Genomic DNA, 13,600 nt, shown 5'->3' with positions numbered 1-13,600 from the left:
ACCATCAAACAAGGAGGAACAGTCCCATGAATTCGCCAGCACGCGTCAAGGAAAGAGCAGAAGAACAATCTTCGAGCATGACCACGGATCAGCAGACCATCATCCGTATGCTCGCCAACGACCTGCATCGTCTCAACTATACCGTCATGAAGGCGGTCGAGGCGGGCGTCTCGGTGGAACTGGTCCGCTCGGCCCGGCATCATGGCGGCGAAGGCAACTGGGGCGATCTGATGATCCCCGTCATCGTCACGCACAACCCATGACGGCGCTCGTCACCCTCGCCTTCGCCGCCATGGTCTTCTCCTTTGCGTGCCTTCGGCAACGCGGGAACGGCGAAGGCAACTGGGGCGATCTGATGATCCCCGTCATCGTCACGCACAACCCATGACGGCGCTCGTCACCCTCGCCTTCGCCGCCATGGTCTTCTCCTTTGCGTGCCTTCGGCAACGCGGTCTTGTCTTTTGCGTGCCTGCGGCAGCGCGGGGGCAGCGACAGAATGTCCATCCGGGTCATCGCCGACGAAAATCGATGAAACGCACTTGATATACCACCCGCTTTATGTTCGGATCTCCTCAACTGACCTCCCCGGCTGGCTATTCCAGCCGGGGCTTTTTTTCGCCGGAAGATAGTCTTCTGCCTGCATTCCGGCCGCGGTTCGACACCATCTGAGACACACATAAAAGCGCGACGCTCCATTTGTCATTGGTGAACGGCGCAGCTATCATGCGGTCATCGAAATCGTTTTCTGGTGATGGATGTCTGCTGATACGACGGAAAAGAAGGTCACGCGCGCACCGCGTCGCCGTACGCCTACTTATGTCAAATCCCTTCGCGGTGTGAAAAACTGGAAACAGGCGACGGAATGGCTCGCCTGGCGCGACATCGAAGATATCGAATGCATCACGCCCGATCAGGCTGGCGTTGCGCGCGGCAAGATGATGCCGTCGAAGAAATTCACCTCCAACACGTCGCTGGCCCTGCCTTCGGCGGTTTTCATGACGACGATTTCCGGCGACTACCCGGAAGACGGCAACGGGTTCCAATACCCGGAAGACGATGGCGACCTGAAGCTTCTGCCGGACCTTTCGACCCTCTCCGCCGTACCATGGGAATCCGACCCGACGGCGCAGGTAATCTGCGATCTCGTCTATCAGGACGGGCGCGCGGTCGAATTCACCCCGCGCAACGTGCTGCGCAACGTTATCGCCGCCTATAGCAAGCGCGGCCTGAAACCGGTCGTGGCGCCGGAAATCGAATTCTATCTGGTGCGAAAGAACCCGGACCCCGACTATCCGCTGACCCCGCCGGTTGGCCGTTCGGGGCGCGCCATCGGCGGCGGACAGGGCTATTCGATCGCCGGCGTCAACGAATTCGACGAACTGATCGACGATATCTACCATTTCTCCGAGGGACAGGGGCTGGAGATCGACACGCTGATCCACGAGGAAGGCGCGGGCCAGCTTGAAATCAACCTGCGCCACGGCGATCCCGTCGAGCTTGCCGATCAGGTCTTCATGTTCAAGCGCACGATCCGCGAGGCAGCGCTCAAGCACGATATGTATGCTACCTTCATGGCCAAGCCCATTCAGGGTCAACCCGGATCGGCCATGCATATCCATCAGTCGATCATCGACAAGAAGACCGGCCGCAACATCTTCACCAATGAGGACGGCAGCGAGAGCGAGGCGTTCCGCCACTTCATCGGCGGTATGCAGCGTCATGTGCCCAACGCGCTGGTGATGTTCGCTCCCTACGTGAATTCCTATCGCCGCCTGACGCCGAGCGCCTCCGCGCCGGTCAATGTCAAATGGGGCTACGACAACCGCACCACCGCGTTCCGCGTTCCGCGCTCCGACCCCAATGCGCGCCGCGTGGAAAACCGCATTCCGTCTTCGGACGCCAATCCCTATCTGGCGCTGGCGGCGTCGCTCGCCTGCGGATTGATCGGCCTTGTCAACAAGACCGGCGCGGAACAGCCGGCAACCACAAGCGTCAACACCAAGGAAGTGGAGCTTCCCCGTGGCCTGATCGACGCAGTGGAACTGTTCGAGAGCGACACGGAACTGCGCAACCTGCTTGGCCCCTCCTTCATGACGACCTATGCCGCCATCAAGCGCGCCGAGTTCGAAACCTTCATGGAAGTCATCAGCCCGTGGGAACGCGAGTTCCTGCTGCTCAATGTTTAGTTTAGGGGAGTAGGGGAGTAGGGGAGTAGGGGAGTAGGGGAGTAGGGGAGTAGGGGAGTATAAAATATGCGGGGGCATGGATATGGCAATCAATTCCTATCGGGATATTCTCGTTTGGCAGCAGACAATGGAGTTAGTGACGGTCATATATAAATCAACTGAACGTTGGCCCAAGGAGGAAACCTTTGGACTGATAAGTCAGGTTCGTCGTGCTGCTGTCTCAATACCGGCCAATATTGCAGAAGGCTATGGGCGCGATACGCGTGGCGCCTATCAGCAATTCCTGCGTATCGCTCAGGGTTCGTTGAAGGAAGTAGAAACTCATATGCTGATTGCCGAAAGATTGGGCTTTATTAAAAGAGAAGCAATTGAACCAATTATGGCTATGAGCGAAAGCATTGGTAAATTGCTCAGGCTTCTTATCCGCAAGCTATCGGATAGCTAAACATACTCCCCTACTCCCTTATTCCCTTACTCCCCTAAAACGGACCCACCCATGCCCTATCAAAGCCCCATCTCCCCCGGCTATTCCTGGTACGAGGCAAGCGTTACCGAACGCCCGCATTATCCCGAACTCAACGGCTCGCGGCAGGCGGATGTCGTCGTCATCGGCGGTGGTTATACCGGCCTGTCAGCGGCCTATCATCTGGCCAGGCAAGGCGCAGATGTGGTTCTGATCGAAGCCGCGCGGTTTGGCGACGGCGCATCGGGACGCAATGGCGGCCAGTTCGGCACCGGCCAGCGTACATGGGCCGAGGACCTTGAAGCCGAATATGGCTTCGAGCGCGCCAAAGCCCTGTTCGATGTCGCGGAAGAAGCCAAAGCTTCCCTCCTCGCCTTCGCAGATCAACACAAAATCGACATGGAATATGTTCCGGGACAGATTTCGGCGGCGCACAAGCCGCGCTATCTCAAACACTATCGCGACCATGCCGAACAAATGGCAACTCGCTTTGGCTACCCGCATATCCGGTTTGTCGAACAGGCGGAGATGGCTGCACTTCTCGGTTCGAGCCGCTATCACGGCGGCGTCTACGATGCGGGCACCGGCCATATTCACCCGCTCAAACTGCTGGTCGGCATGGCCAAAGCCGCCAAGGCAGCAGGCGCGCATCTCTTCGAGAACACCAAAGCCAAAGGAATCAGTACGGCAAGCGGTCGCATAACGGTCGAGACCGGGCGTGGCACTCTCACGGCAAAACACGCCTTTATCGCGGTCAACGCCCATGGCGGATTGCTGGAACCCGTCAGCGCCTCGCATGTCATGCCGATCCGCTCCTTCATCGGGGCCACAGCACCGCTTGGCGACGATAGTACAGTCATTCCAGGTGGTGAATCGGTGGACGATTCCCGTTTCGTCGTGCGCTATTTCCGCCGCTCAAAGGACGGTCGGCTGCTGTTTGGCGGACGCGAAGCCTATACGGCGGACAATCCCCGCGACATCAGCACCCATATCCGCCGCCAGATTGCTGAAATCTATCCGGCGCTGGAAAATGTCGAGATCACCCACGCATGGGGCGGCTCGGTCGGCATAACCATGCCGCGCCAGCCCTTCGTGCGCGAAGTCATGCCCGGCGTCATTTCGGCGGGCGGCTATTCCGGCCATGGCGTGATGCTGGCCAATTATATGGGGCAACTTTACGCGGAAGCCCTTTCCGGCAAGCGCGACAAGCTGAAACTTTTCGAGGAACTGCGTATCCCCGCCTTCCCCGGTGGGCGCAGCTTCCGCGCTCCGCTGCTCTTTCTCGCGCTGTCATGGTATGCGCTGATGGATCGGCTGTAACGCGCCCGCAACAAAACGACAGGGCGCTCGCGGCACCCTGCCGTTCCGGTCTACCAGCCTTTTGTTACCGTTACGCCGCACACTTTCCGGCTCTTGCAGCCAGACGCTGGTAGGTTTCCTCGACCTTGTCGCGCATCGGAAGAACGCCGCTCATACACATCAGCGCGCGCATATGCTGGCGGGCACCCTCATAACCGAGCACCGGCGCGCAAGGCTGCATCACCATGCCCGGCTCCTCGCCGTAAAGCCGCTCATATTCGGCGAAATTGGTGAAGGTCCGGTAGCTGTCGCCTCGCAACAGAAACGTTTCGACAGCCGCCCCTTCGGCCAGCACCACCGCATGACGGTCGAGCACGATATTGTAATAATCGACCGCGTCTTCCATCGGAGCGCGCACTATGGTTTCGCCATTGACGAGATCTTTCACGCGGATCAGCACGCCGTCGATGAACAGCGCATGATTGGGCGAAAGATAAAGATCGCGATGCGGAATCTTGCCGTCGATGGCATGTCGCATGATGCGGACCGGCATCATGACGTCGTTCCAGACCGCACCGCCCTTCCGCAGGCTCTGCCGTCCGACCCATTTTACCGGCATCGTTTCTCCCGAAACGCCGATGATGAGGTCGCCGGGCTTCAGGCTCTCGATCGCCGCCGCGCCGTCTGGCGTGGCGACCAGCGTTCCCTTCAGCAGGCAATTGGAGCCGCCGGACCCGCCGTCACCATGCTCCCACCATTTCGTGCCCAGCGCACGCGCGGGCAGCGACCAGACCGACGACGCCAGCGCCCCCACCGCCGCAGCCCTTGCAGCGGCAGCGGCCGCAAGCCCCAGAAAGTGCCGTCGGGCACGGCTGCGAGGCGTATGACCATTTCCGTCTGAAGACATAAATCCCTCCGCTCTTCGCTCGTTGTCGCATCTGCCCGTACCGGCCATATGCCCGGCGTGGATTTGCAGGCGCGATGCGCAGCTTCAAAACTGAAAGCGCTGTTTCCTGTTGCCGGACAGCGGCGCTCCATTGGTTTTGCCCCAAGACTGAGGGAGCATCTTAGCTGAACGCAAATGCGAAAAGATTCCCGCAATCGGGACAGGGGCCACGCCGAATAGGCGTAGGCCATACCTCCGGGGGAGAAGCCTTGCGCCTTTTGCACATCTTGCGTTCAGGCGATCTGGCCGACGCACTTCCGGCGGGCCGACGCGCTTCCGGCAGACCAGCCTGCTTTCGGGCAGGCTTGTACGAATGCCGAAAATAGTATACCCCCCTATTTTAATAGGGAGACCGGCATAATGAACGACCATCGTCATTCGGACCATCACGCCCATCGCCTGTCCGCCAGGCACGACCACGTTTTCCTGGGCGACAATCACCGGCGCAATGAGCGGCGTACATGGATCGTCATCGCCATTACCGCCGCGATGATGGTGATCGAGATCGTCGCCGGAAACATCTATGGTTCCATGGCGCTGGTGGCCGATGGCTGGCATATGTCCACCCATGCAGCCGCGATGCTCATAGCCGCCCTCGCCTATCTTTACGCCCGCAAACATGCCCATGATCCCCGCTTCACCTTCGGCACCGGCAAGCTTGGCGATCTGGCAGGCTTCGCCAGCGCCATCGTTCTGGCGCTGATTGCGCTGCTGATCGGCTGGGAGAGCTTCCAGCGTTTTGCGGCTCCCGTCGCCATCGATTTCCATGAAGCCATTCTGGTGGCCGTCGTCGGACTGGTGGTCAACCTCGTCTGCGCATGGCTTTTGAAAGACGATCACGCCCACCATCATCATGGGCATGGGCACGACCATGGACATGAGCACACCCATCACGGACATGACCAGAACCTGCGTGCCGCCTATCTGCATGTACTGGCCGACGCACTGACTTCGGTGCTCGCCATTGCGGCGCTTCTGCTGGGCAGCGCCTATGGCTGGCTGTGGCTCGACCCGGCCATGGGCATCATCGGCGCACTGGTGATTGCACGCTGGTCGTGGGGCCTGATCCGCGATGCGGGCGCGACGCTTCTCGACTACATTCCCGAAGATGAAGACCTGCCGCAGGAAATCGGCGAAATCATCGCGAAGGAAGGCGGCGAAATCGCCGACCTGCATGTCTGGCAGATCGGTCCGGGCCATCACAGCGCCATCGTGTCCATTGTCACGCCCGATCCGCGGGCGCCGTCCTATTATCGCGAAAAGCTTGCAGCCATCCACGATTTGTCGCATGTGACGGTGGAGGTGGAAGCCCGCCCCGCCTGACCATTCAGATTTCAGGAGCATTCATGACCCACACCATCCGCGAAAAACAGAAGCTCATCAACCGCGTGCGCCGCATTCGCGGACAGCTTGAGGGTGTGGAACGGATGCTGGAGGATGAGAAAGGCTGCGCCGAGGTCATGCAGGTGATCGCCGGGGTTCGCGGCGCGGTCAACGGGCTGATGGCGGAAGTGATCGAGGATCATATCCTGATGCATGTCGCGGACGGCGACCTGCCGCAGAACGAACGAGACGAAGGCGCTGGCGAACTGGTCGACGTGGTCCGCGCCTATCTGAAATAGACGGTGTGTTGACATCTGTCCGAAGCGGGAATAGCTAAGCCGCATGAACAAGGCACCTGTCAGCACCCGGTCTTATTACGCCCCGCTCATATAGCGGCGGGTTTGCTTTGTCATAATCTTCAACCGCTGCATTGCCAGCGGTTTCGTTTCAATGACAGCACCTCTGGCCATGCGGCCCCATAGAGGTCAGTTCATGTCTCGCGACAAAAATCAGCAAATGACAATCGGGATCATCGGCTTCGGTGCGTTCGGGCAGCTTGTCGCCCGCTACCTGAACCCGTATTTCCGGCTCTATGCCCACGATCCCGCCGCGGGCCTTGAAGCGAGCCTTGAACACACGACACAGATGCTTGGCGTCGAACGCGTCGGCCAAAAAGAGGCCGCAGGCTGCGATATGGTCATCCTCGCCACGCCAGTCGCGAGCCTCGGCGGCGTGGTGGAAGCAATCGCGCCGCATCTGCGCCCCGGCGCGCTTGTTCTCGACGTGGGTTCGGTCAAGGTCGCGCCCGCCGACATCATGCGGCGGCGCCTGCCCGCGCATGTCGATATCGTCGCCACCCACCCGCTTTTCGGCCCGCAAAGCGCGCGCGACGGCGTTGCCGGTCTGAAAATCGCCCTTTGCCCCGTGCGCGGCAACCGGACGCGAAGCGTCGCGGCATTCCTGAAAACGCGCCTCGCCCTCGACGTCATCGTGACGACGCCGGAAGATCATGACCGCGAAGCGGCCATGGTGCAGGGGCTGACCCATCTGATCGCCAGGGTTCTGGTTCAGATGGAGCCGCTGCCCGCCCGCATGACGACCAGAAGCTTCGACCTGCTGATGCAGGCGGTCGACATGGTGCGCCACGATGCGCCGGAAGTGTTTCACGCCATCGAGCACGCCAACCCTTTTGCGCCGGAAATGCGCGAACGCTTCTTCGAGGTTGCGGCCCGCATCAATGAAGAATTGAACGGTCGATGCCTTTCATCGACGGATCGACCGTGCCATAGCGATCATACGTTGCCGCTTGAAGCCTGAATCAAAAAGCGACATGCGCGCGAAAATGGTGATTTATGATCAGGTTCTCATGGCTATCCCACGGAAAGGCCCTTCAATGAAGCGCGACAAGCTCTTTCTGCTGCGACCGGGTTTCGAAGATCCGGCTTTTCCCGGCCAACGTTTCTATTGCTGGCACTGCGTTCTCATGGAAGGCATGCTGGCGTCATTTCCAGACCAGGCGAGCCGCCTCGATGTCGAACGCATCGCCTGGCCGAGGCCCCGGCCGGAGATCGTCGCACTCGTGGGCGAGGAAAACCAGTCGCTGCCCCTTCTGATCCTGCGGGAGGGCGAGCGCTCCGTGCATCAGACGGGCGAATATCGCGGACGGGCCTTCATCAGCGACAAGGATGCCATTCTCGCCGCTCTTTCCGAGCGGCACGGCTTTCCCCTGCCCCATCCCTGACGGCAGGCCCGGTTTCAGCCGGGCGGTATCAAAGCGGCATTGCCGATGTCTGCTTCACCGTCTGGCTCGGCACGTCGGTCTTGAGGTTCTGCACGCCCTTGATCCGGCTCAGATATTCCGACTGGAAACGGCGATATTCCTCGATATCCGCCGCCACGACGCGGATCATCGCATCGTAATCGCCCAGCATGAAATAACACTCCAGCACCTGCGGCAGCTTGAGGATTTCCCTGGCGAAGGTTTGCAGCGTCTCCTCATCCTGCTGGTCCAGCCGGATGCGGGTAAAGAAGGTCAGCCCCTTGCCGATCTTGGCCGGGTTCAGCACGGCCACATAGCGGTCGATCACGCCCGCTTCTTCCAGAAGCCTCACCCGCCGCAGGCAGGGCGACGGCGACAGCCCGACCTCACGCGCCAGATCGTTATTGGCGATCCGTCCGTCACGTTGCAGCACGCGCAGAATCCGCTTGTCGGTCTCATCCAGCTTCATTGGTTCACGATTCCATTTTTCATGACGCTATTGGCATTACCTGCCAAATCTTGAGGCAATAGCGAGCAATTCGCAACCAAATTGCTCACGGGATTGGTTATAATTGCGAAACTTCTCAGTGTCTGAAGCAAAAAGCGGCAGGCCGCGGCGAAAATGGTAATTTTCGAGGACCGGCACGGCGACTTTTGCCAGCAGACACTCAAGCATATACGTAAGGCACGGATTAGGGGGCGGCCACTCGCTGGCCAGCCAACGGGAATTTCATGGATATTTCACAGGCCTATGTGCCACAGAAAAGCAGGTCCGGGCGCGGCTCGGAATTTCGTCGTGGGGCCGCAGCCGGCCTGCCGGTTCTGCTTGGCATCATTCCCTACGCGCTCGTTCTGGGCGCGCAGGCGGCGCAGAAGGGCCTCAGTGTCGTCGAAGTGCCCTTGATGACCGGGCTGAACTTTGCTGGCGGTTCCGAATTCGCGGCCATCCAGCTCTGGACCTCGCCGCCGCACGTGCTGCTGATCGCGGCGATCACCCTTCTGGTCAACAGCCGCCATCTCCTGATGGGCGCCGCACTGGCTCCGTTCATCCGCCATCTGCCCAGGCGCAAGGCTTTCGCAAGCCTTTTCCTCATGTGCGATGAAAGCTGGGCGCTCGGCCTTGCCGATGCGAAGCGCCGTCAGTCGAAGGGCGTCAACCCGGCGCTGAGCCTGACCTTTTACGCCGGTGTGGCCATCCCCTTCTATCTGGCATGGGTGGTTTTCACCACGCTTGGCGCGGCCTTCGGCCCGATGATGGGAGACCTGCGCCCCTATGGTTTCGACATGGCGTTTCCGGCGGTGTTTCTGGTGCTGCTCGCGGGCATGTGGAAAGGCTTTGCGGCGGCGCGCCCGTGGCTGGTCAGCCTCGTGGTCGCCGCGCTGACCTATCTCGCCGTTCCCGGCGCGTGGTATGTCGCCGCCGGCGCCCTTTCCGGCCTGGTCGCTGCCTATCTGCTGGCAGGTGAAGAATGATCGATCCCTTAGCCGTTCTCACCATCGTCCTGATGGCAAGCGTCACCTATCTGACCCGCATCGGCGGCTATGTGCTGCTGCGCAACCGCACGCTCAGCAAGCGCGCGACGGCAGTGATGGAAGCCGCTCCCGGCTGTGTCCTGATTTCGGTCATCGCCCCCGATTTCGTCTCCGACAAGCCGGCGGACCTCGTCGCGCTTGCGATCACGATCTTCGCCGCAACGCGCTTTTCCATGCTGCCGACAGTGCTGATCGGCATCGGCGCGGCAGGTCTTTGCCGCTACCTGATCGGGTAGCGGCACTTCGCTTTAGGGTCTAAACTCAATCAGGTTTCGGGCGTGGCGTGAGCCGGATTTTGTTCCTGAACAGGAGGAAAGGCCGACGTGGTGTCCCCCACCACGAGGGTTTTTCGACGCATTCGGGGGCAAAATCCGCCACGTCCCGAAGGGATATGACGAAAATAACCCATTTTGGCGTCGCGAAACCTCGATGGAGGAACACTCCACCTTCGGTTCCGCTCCTGAAACTGTGCCATTTTCGACCATACCACGCTCCAAATCCTGATTGGGTTTAGACCCTAGTGTGGTGAATCTGAAATTCATATCACTTTGGAGCAGTGTTGCGAACGAATTTCAGATTCAAAGCCACACTAGCAAGATATTGAATCTAGTGTGGTTTACGGATTTGAAGTTCCTAAACGTAGATGCCAGGCAAATGATAGGAACTTCAAATCCACCACACTAGTGCAAGTGCTTCAGCTTGTCCGGGTTGCGCACCACATAAATGCCGACGATCCTGCCGTCTTCGATATCGAGCGCGGTCGTCTGGATTTCCCCGTCGGCTTCCCGCGTGATGATACCCGGCAGGCCGTTGATATAGACCGCGCGGACAAGTTCAGAGCTTTGGACGGCGAAATAACCGGCCAGCCTTTCGTGCATCGACATCACATCGGCGAAACCCCGCACCGGCTGCGCGAATGCCGGACGTTTGCCGCCGCCATCGGCCTGCATATGCACATCCGCCGCCAGCATGGAGCCGAGCGCCTTCATGTCGCCACTGCGCGAGGCGGTGAAGAATGCTTCCGCCAGTTCCAGCCCGCGCTGCCTGTCGACCTGAAAGCGGGGGCGTTCCTCGCGCACATGCCTGCGGGCGCGGGCGGCAAGCTGGCGGCAGGCAGCGGCATCGCGCTGGATGGTCTGAGCGATTTCCTCGAAATCGAGCCCGAACACGTCGTGCAATAGGAAGGGGGCGCGTTCCAGCGGTGAAAGGCGCTCCAGCGCCAGCATCAGCGGCAGGGTGACATCTTCCTCCGCCTCCTCCTCGACCACCGGGTCGGGAATCCATGGGCCGAAATAGGTTTCGCGCTGCTTCTGACCGGATTTCAGCCTGTCGAGGCACAGCCGCGTAACAGTGCGCCGCAGAAAGGCTTCCGGCTCGCGCACATCGCTGCGATCGGCGTTCATCCAGCGGATGAACGCTTCCTGCACCATGTCCTCCGCATCGGCGACCGAGCCGAGCATACGATAGGCCACACGGATCAGCCTGGGGCGCAGCGGATCGAAAATCTCCGCTGCGCCGCCATGCAGTTTGGATGTCGCCATCAGGCGGACGCCTCCGCCAGTTCCCTGGCCATCGCCTTCACCTGTTTCTGTGCGGCCTCCGCGTCGATCCACATGCCGAAGCCGACCGCGAGCCGGTTCCAACCATTGATGACATTGATCATCAGCGTCAGTTTCACCTGTTCCTCCTCCGTGAAATGCGCCTGCAACTGGCTACGCGCTTCTTCCAGATCATGCCCTTGCGACAGGCGGGTCAGGGCTTCGGTCCAGCCCAGCGCCGCGCGTTCGCGCCCGGAATAGCACGGCGCTTCGCGCCAGGCTGACAGCAGATAGATACGCTGTTCCGTCTCACCCTGCGAGCGCGCCTCGTAAGCATGCATATTGATGCAGTTTGCGCAGGCATTGATTTGCGAGGCGCGGATTTTCACCAGTTCGATCAGCGTATGTTCGAGGCTGGCCGCGATCAGAAACGAAGCATTGTTCCAGGCCTTCATCTGGGCAGGCGCGGCGGTAAAGGGATTCAAGTGAGCAGTCATTGTCGTTCCTTCTATTTTCCAGAGTTACCGACAACCATGACGAACCAGCATCGCCGAATGTGACATGCGGGCCCGATTTTTTTTGGCTTTGGCCATTCACGCTCAGCCTCGACCGTGCAATTCGTCCAGTATCCATTGGCGAAAGGCGCGGATTTTCGGCACGTTGCGGCGATTTTTCGGATAGACCAGCCAATAGGCAAGGCCATCGTCGCAGACAAGGTCGAAAGGCTGAATGAGCTGGCCGGAAGCGACTTCGAGCATATGGAAGGCAGGCGTCAGGATGCCCACGCCCTGCCCGGATGCGGCGGCGCGCCCCTCCAGATGCTGCGCGCCGAAGCGGTTCTGCGTGTTACCCTGAATTTGCGGATGATCGATACCCGCTGCCGCGTACCAGATTTTCCACCACGGATCGCTCGCATCGATGGCCTTCAACTTCAGAAGATCGGCAGGCTCATGGATGCCGCCGACGCTTTCGGCCAGCGCCGGGTTCAGCATCGGCGTAAACTCGGCCTTTATCAGTTCATGCGTCTCAAGGCCCGGCCACTGTCCCTTGCCGCTGCGGATCGCCACGTCCACATTCGTCGTCGCGAAGTCGATCACCTGATCGGAGGTTTCCAGTCGCACGGCGAGCGAAGGATAGCGCATCTGGAACGAGCCCAGCCGATGCACCAGCCAGTTGGCGGCGAAGGTCGCCAGAACGCTGATCGTCAGCACGCCTTCCATATCCTCGCGCAGGCTCGCAAAGGCGTTGCGCATGGTTTCGAAGGCTTCGGTCAGCGCCGGCGCGAGACGCTGGCCGATTTCGGTCAGTTCCACCTGCCGGGGGCGGCGCAGGAAAAGCGGCGCGCCGACACGCTCCTCCAATATCCTGATCTGGTAGCTGACCGCCGCCTGCGTCATGCCAAGCTCTTCCGCCGCGCGTGTGAAACTTGCGTGGCGGGCAGCCGATTCAAAGACGCGTATGGCCGAAAGCGGCGGAAGCGGTGATGTCATAATGCATAAGGTCTCCTTATGCAGGCTACTCGACATTCAATTGGAAAACAACGCATTTCGCGAGCATATGGATAGGTACAGTTTAACCGCGACCGCCTCCCACCGTCGCCTGGAAATTCATGGGTGAGATCATGAGAAACACCGATTCCGCCTGCATCGCCGCCCCCTCTGTACCGGCAGCCCGGCCAGGACCAAGCGCTTTCTTCCGCCGCCTTTTCGCCCGCAGAAAGGCCCGTATCGTCATAACGGAATATTCGCCGGAATATCTGCTGCGCGACATCGGCCTGCGCGAAGGACGCCGCCCGCATTATTCGCGCGAGGGACACAAGCTGCCCGAATGGCGGTAACGGGTCAGGTGCCGATCACCGCGAAACCCCGCGCCTTCAGCCCGCGACGGTCTTCGTGCAGGCTCGCGACCAGACGGGCGCGACTGCGCCCCAGATGCGCGCTCATCAACCCCGTCGCCTTGTCCGCATCGCCCTCGCGCACCGCATCCAGAATGGCGCGATGCTCGTCCCAGGCGCGGGCAAGCGCCGCCGCGTCGCGCACTTCCAGCCAGCGTGCGCGGGAAAGCCGCTGCATCGCATCACGCACGCCACGGCCCAGAAATTCATTGCCGGAAAGCCGCGCCAGCTCGATGTGAAAATCCATGCCCACACGATGCCATTCCTCGCGTGAGGTTGCCGCGTCGCAGCTATCCAGCATGGCCGCAATCGGCTCCACGCCGCCGCGATCTTCGAGCGTGCAGGTGAGTTTCAAGGCGGCAATTTCCAGCGCCTCGCGATAGACGCCGATCTGGGCGATTTCACCGAGATTGATCGGCGATACCGTCCATCCTCGCCCCTCCCGGCAGACCAGCCCCTCCGCCTCCAGCCGCAGAAGCGCCGCGCGGATCGGCGTACGCGAGGCGGAAAACTGCGCCTCGATCCAGCGCTCGGTCAGCCGTTCGCCCGGTCCAAGGTCAAGCCCGAGAATCCTGTCGCGAAGCTGCGTTTCGATTTCCTGCATCTGGGACATTGAAACCTGTTCTCCCTTTGCGCGCACGCCGATTGACAAGCCAACC

18 protein-coding genes are annotated in these 13,600 nt (G+C 60.4%); 12 read left to right on the top strand and 6 right to left on the bottom strand.

Annotation, left to right across the window (positions count from 1 at the left end):
- The first annotated feature begins 26 nt into the window (after positions 1-26).
- From FHS76_RS15785 to FHS76_RS15770, 5 genes are all read left to right on the top strand, one after another.
- Complete coding sequence (locus FHS76_RS15785; RefSeq protein WP_183654739.1) at positions 27-263, top strand: SMc00767 family acetate metabolism repressor; 237 nt, start codon at positions 27-29, stop codon at positions 261-263.
- On the top strand, positions 260-388 hold the full coding sequence (locus tag FHS76_RS22735) for a hypothetical protein (RefSeq protein WP_268902735.1): 129 nt from the start codon (positions 260-262) through the stop codon (positions 386-388). Before FHS76_RS15785 ends, FHS76_RS22735 begins: the two co-directional genes overlap by 4 nt.
- A gap of 367 nt (positions 389-755) precedes the next feature.
- Complete coding sequence (locus tag FHS76_RS15780) at positions 756-2,186, top strand: glutamine synthetase family protein (RefSeq protein ID WP_183654736.1); 1,431 nt, start codon at positions 756-758, stop codon at positions 2,184-2,186.
- 82 nt (positions 2,187-2,268) lie between these two features.
- Complete coding sequence (locus tag FHS76_RS15775; RefSeq protein ID WP_183654734.1) at positions 2,269-2,631, top strand: four helix bundle protein; 363 nt, start codon at positions 2,269-2,271, stop codon at positions 2,629-2,631.
- A gap of 51 nt (positions 2,632-2,682) precedes the next feature.
- Entirely contained in the window at positions 2,683-3,969 is a 1,287-nt protein-coding gene (locus FHS76_RS15770; protein ID WP_183654733.1) for an NAD(P)/FAD-dependent oxidoreductase, read from the top strand.
- A 70-nt stretch (positions 3,970-4,039) separates the two neighbouring features.
- Here the strand turns inward: FHS76_RS15770 and FHS76_RS15765 are convergent, their stop codons facing one another.
- Positions 4,040-4,855: a Hint domain-containing protein gene (locus FHS76_RS15765; protein ID WP_183654731.1), complete on the bottom strand. Its 816-nt coding sequence runs from the start codon at positions 4,853-4,855 to the stop codon at positions 4,040-4,042.
- A 399-nt stretch (positions 4,856-5,254) separates the two neighbouring features.
- On the opposite strand from FHS76_RS15765, the gene dmeF reads away from it, so the two are divergent.
- From dmeF to FHS76_RS15745, 4 genes are all read left to right on the top strand, one after another.
- Positions 5,255-6,217: a CDF family Co(II)/Ni(II) efflux transporter DmeF gene (gene dmeF, locus FHS76_RS15760; protein ID WP_183654729.1), complete on the top strand. Its 963-nt coding sequence runs from the start codon at positions 5,255-5,257 to the stop codon at positions 6,215-6,217.
- Positions 6,218-6,240: 23 nt separating this feature from the next.
- Positions 6,241-6,516: a metal/formaldehyde-sensitive transcriptional repressor gene (locus tag FHS76_RS15755; protein WP_183654714.1), complete on the top strand. Its 276-nt coding sequence runs from the start codon at positions 6,241-6,243 to the stop codon at positions 6,514-6,516.
- A gap of 193 nt (positions 6,517-6,709) precedes the next feature.
- Entirely contained in the window at positions 6,710-7,534 is an 825-nt protein-coding gene (locus FHS76_RS15750) for a prephenate dehydrogenase (protein ID WP_183654711.1), read from the top strand.
- 76 nt (positions 7,535-7,610) lie between these two features.
- Positions 7,611-7,958, top strand: coding sequence for a DUF3088 domain-containing protein (locus tag FHS76_RS15745; protein WP_183654709.1), 348 nt, complete (start codon positions 7,611-7,613; stop codon positions 7,956-7,958).
- A 28-nt stretch (positions 7,959-7,986) separates the two neighbouring features.
- On the opposite strand, the gene FHS76_RS15740 is transcribed toward FHS76_RS15745, so the two are convergent.
- Positions 7,987-8,445 carry an Lrp/AsnC family transcriptional regulator gene (locus FHS76_RS15740; protein ID WP_183654706.1) on the bottom strand — a complete coding sequence of 153 codons (459 nt, stop codon included), beginning with the start codon at positions 8,443-8,445 and terminating at the stop codon, positions 7,987-7,989.
- Positions 8,446-8,708: 263 nt separating this feature from the next.
- On the opposite strand from FHS76_RS15740, the gene FHS76_RS15735 reads away from it, so the two are divergent.
- On the top strand, positions 8,709-9,449 hold the full coding sequence (locus FHS76_RS15735; RefSeq protein WP_183654703.1) for an AzlC family ABC transporter permease: 741 nt from the start codon (positions 8,709-8,711) through the stop codon (positions 9,447-9,449).
- Positions 9,446-9,745, top strand: coding sequence for an AzlD family protein (locus tag FHS76_RS15730; protein ID WP_183654701.1), 300 nt, complete (start codon positions 9,446-9,448; stop codon positions 9,743-9,745). Before FHS76_RS15735 ends, FHS76_RS15730 begins: the two co-directional genes overlap by 4 nt.
- 444 nt (positions 9,746-10,189) lie before the next feature.
- Here FHS76_RS15730 and FHS76_RS15725 read toward each other — a convergent pair whose 3' ends face one another.
- From FHS76_RS15725 to gcvA, 3 genes are all read right to left on the bottom strand, one after another.
- The gene (locus FHS76_RS15725) at positions 10,190-11,050 is read right to left on the bottom strand and encodes a sigma-70 family RNA polymerase sigma factor (protein WP_183654699.1); all 861 of its coding nucleotides are present in this window, start codon (positions 11,048-11,050) and stop codon (positions 10,190-10,192) included.
- Complete coding sequence (locus FHS76_RS15720) at positions 11,050-11,544, bottom strand: carboxymuconolactone decarboxylase family protein (protein ID WP_183654697.1); 495 nt, start codon at positions 11,542-11,544, stop codon at positions 11,050-11,052. The genes FHS76_RS15725 and FHS76_RS15720 overlap by 1 nt, the downstream gene beginning before the upstream one ends.
- A 102-nt stretch (positions 11,545-11,646) precedes the next feature.
- Positions 11,647-12,537: a transcriptional regulator GcvA gene (gene gcvA, locus FHS76_RS15715; RefSeq protein WP_183654695.1), complete on the bottom strand. Its 891-nt coding sequence runs from the start codon at positions 12,535-12,537 to the stop codon at positions 11,647-11,649.
- 131 nt (positions 12,538-12,668) lie between these two features.
- On the opposite strand from gcvA, the gene FHS76_RS15710 reads away from it, so the two are divergent.
- On the top strand, positions 12,669-12,884 hold the full coding sequence (locus tag FHS76_RS15710) for a hypothetical protein (RefSeq protein WP_183654693.1): 216 nt from the start codon (positions 12,669-12,671) through the stop codon (positions 12,882-12,884).
- Positions 12,885-12,888: 4 nt separating this feature from the next.
- On the opposite strand, the gene FHS76_RS15705 is transcribed toward FHS76_RS15710, so the two are convergent.
- A complete protein-coding gene (locus tag FHS76_RS15705) occupies positions 12,889-13,554 on the bottom strand; it encodes a GntR family transcriptional regulator (RefSeq protein ID WP_183654691.1) in 666 nt (221 codons plus the stop codon).
- Positions 13,555-13,600 lie beyond the last annotated feature (46 nt).

Origin of the sequence: Brucella daejeonensis, from assembly GCF_014199265.1 — a bacterium.
Lineage (GTDB): Bacteria > Pseudomonadota > Alphaproteobacteria > Rhizobiales > Rhizobiaceae > Brucella > Brucella daejeonensis.
This window is presented reverse-complemented; position numbering and strand designations above follow the sequence as displayed.

Bases quoted from the DNA above. Each gene is read 5' to 3' on its own strand.
- FHS76_RS15705 (WP_183654691.1), bottom strand. From the start codon at position 13,554: ATGTCCCAGATGCAGGAAATCGAAACGCAGCTTCGCGACAGGATTCTC.
- FHS76_RS15720 (WP_183654697.1), bottom strand. From the start codon at position 11,544: ATGACTGCTCACTTGAATCCCTTTACCGCCGCGCCTGCCCAGATGAAG.
- FHS76_RS15775 (WP_183654734.1), top strand. From the start codon at position 2,269: ATGGCAATCAATTCCTATCGGGATATTCTCGTTTGGCAGCAGACAATG.
- dmeF (WP_183654729.1), top strand. From the start codon at position 5,255: ATGAACGACCATCGTCATTCGGACCATCACGCCCATCGCCTGTCCGCC.
- FHS76_RS15710 (WP_183654693.1), top strand. From the start codon at position 12,669: ATGAGAAACACCGATTCCGCCTGCATCGCCGCCCCCTCTGTACCGGCA.
- FHS76_RS15770 (WP_183654733.1), top strand. From the start codon at position 2,683: ATGCCCTATCAAAGCCCCATCTCCCCCGGCTATTCCTGGTACGAGGCA.
- FHS76_RS15755 (WP_183654714.1), top strand. From the start codon at position 6,241: ATGACCCACACCATCCGCGAAAAACAGAAGCTCATCAACCGCGTGCGC.
- FHS76_RS15765 (WP_183654731.1), bottom strand. From the start codon at position 4,855: ATGTCTTCAGACGGAAATGGTCATACGCCTCGCAGCCGTGCCCGACGG.
- FHS76_RS15725 (WP_183654699.1), bottom strand. From the start codon at position 11,050: ATGGCGACATCCAAACTGCATGGCGGCGCAGCGGAGATTTTCGATCCG.
- FHS76_RS15735 (WP_183654703.1), top strand. From the start codon at position 8,709: ATGGATATTTCACAGGCCTATGTGCCACAGAAAAGCAGGTCCGGGCGC.
- FHS76_RS15745 (WP_183654709.1), top strand. From the start codon at position 7,611: ATGAAGCGCGACAAGCTCTTTCTGCTGCGACCGGGTTTCGAAGATCCG.
- FHS76_RS22735 (WP_268902735.1), top strand. From the start codon at position 260: ATGACGGCGCTCGTCACCCTCGCCTTCGCCGCCATGGTCTTCTCCTTT.
- FHS76_RS15750 (WP_183654711.1), top strand. From the start codon at position 6,710: ATGTCTCGCGACAAAAATCAGCAAATGACAATCGGGATCATCGGCTTC.
- FHS76_RS15780 (WP_183654736.1), top strand. From the start codon at position 756: ATGTCTGCTGATACGACGGAAAAGAAGGTCACGCGCGCACCGCGTCGC.
- FHS76_RS15785 (WP_183654739.1), top strand. From the start codon at position 27: ATGAATTCGCCAGCACGCGTCAAGGAAAGAGCAGAAGAACAATCTTCG.
- gcvA (WP_183654695.1), bottom strand. From the start codon at position 12,537: ATGACATCACCGCTTCCGCCGCTTTCGGCCATACGCGTCTTTGAATCG.
- FHS76_RS15740 (WP_183654706.1), bottom strand. From the start codon at position 8,445: ATGAAGCTGGATGAGACCGACAAGCGGATTCTGCGCGTGCTGCAACGT.
- FHS76_RS15730 (WP_183654701.1), top strand. From the start codon at position 9,446: ATGATCGATCCCTTAGCCGTTCTCACCATCGTCCTGATGGCAAGCGTC.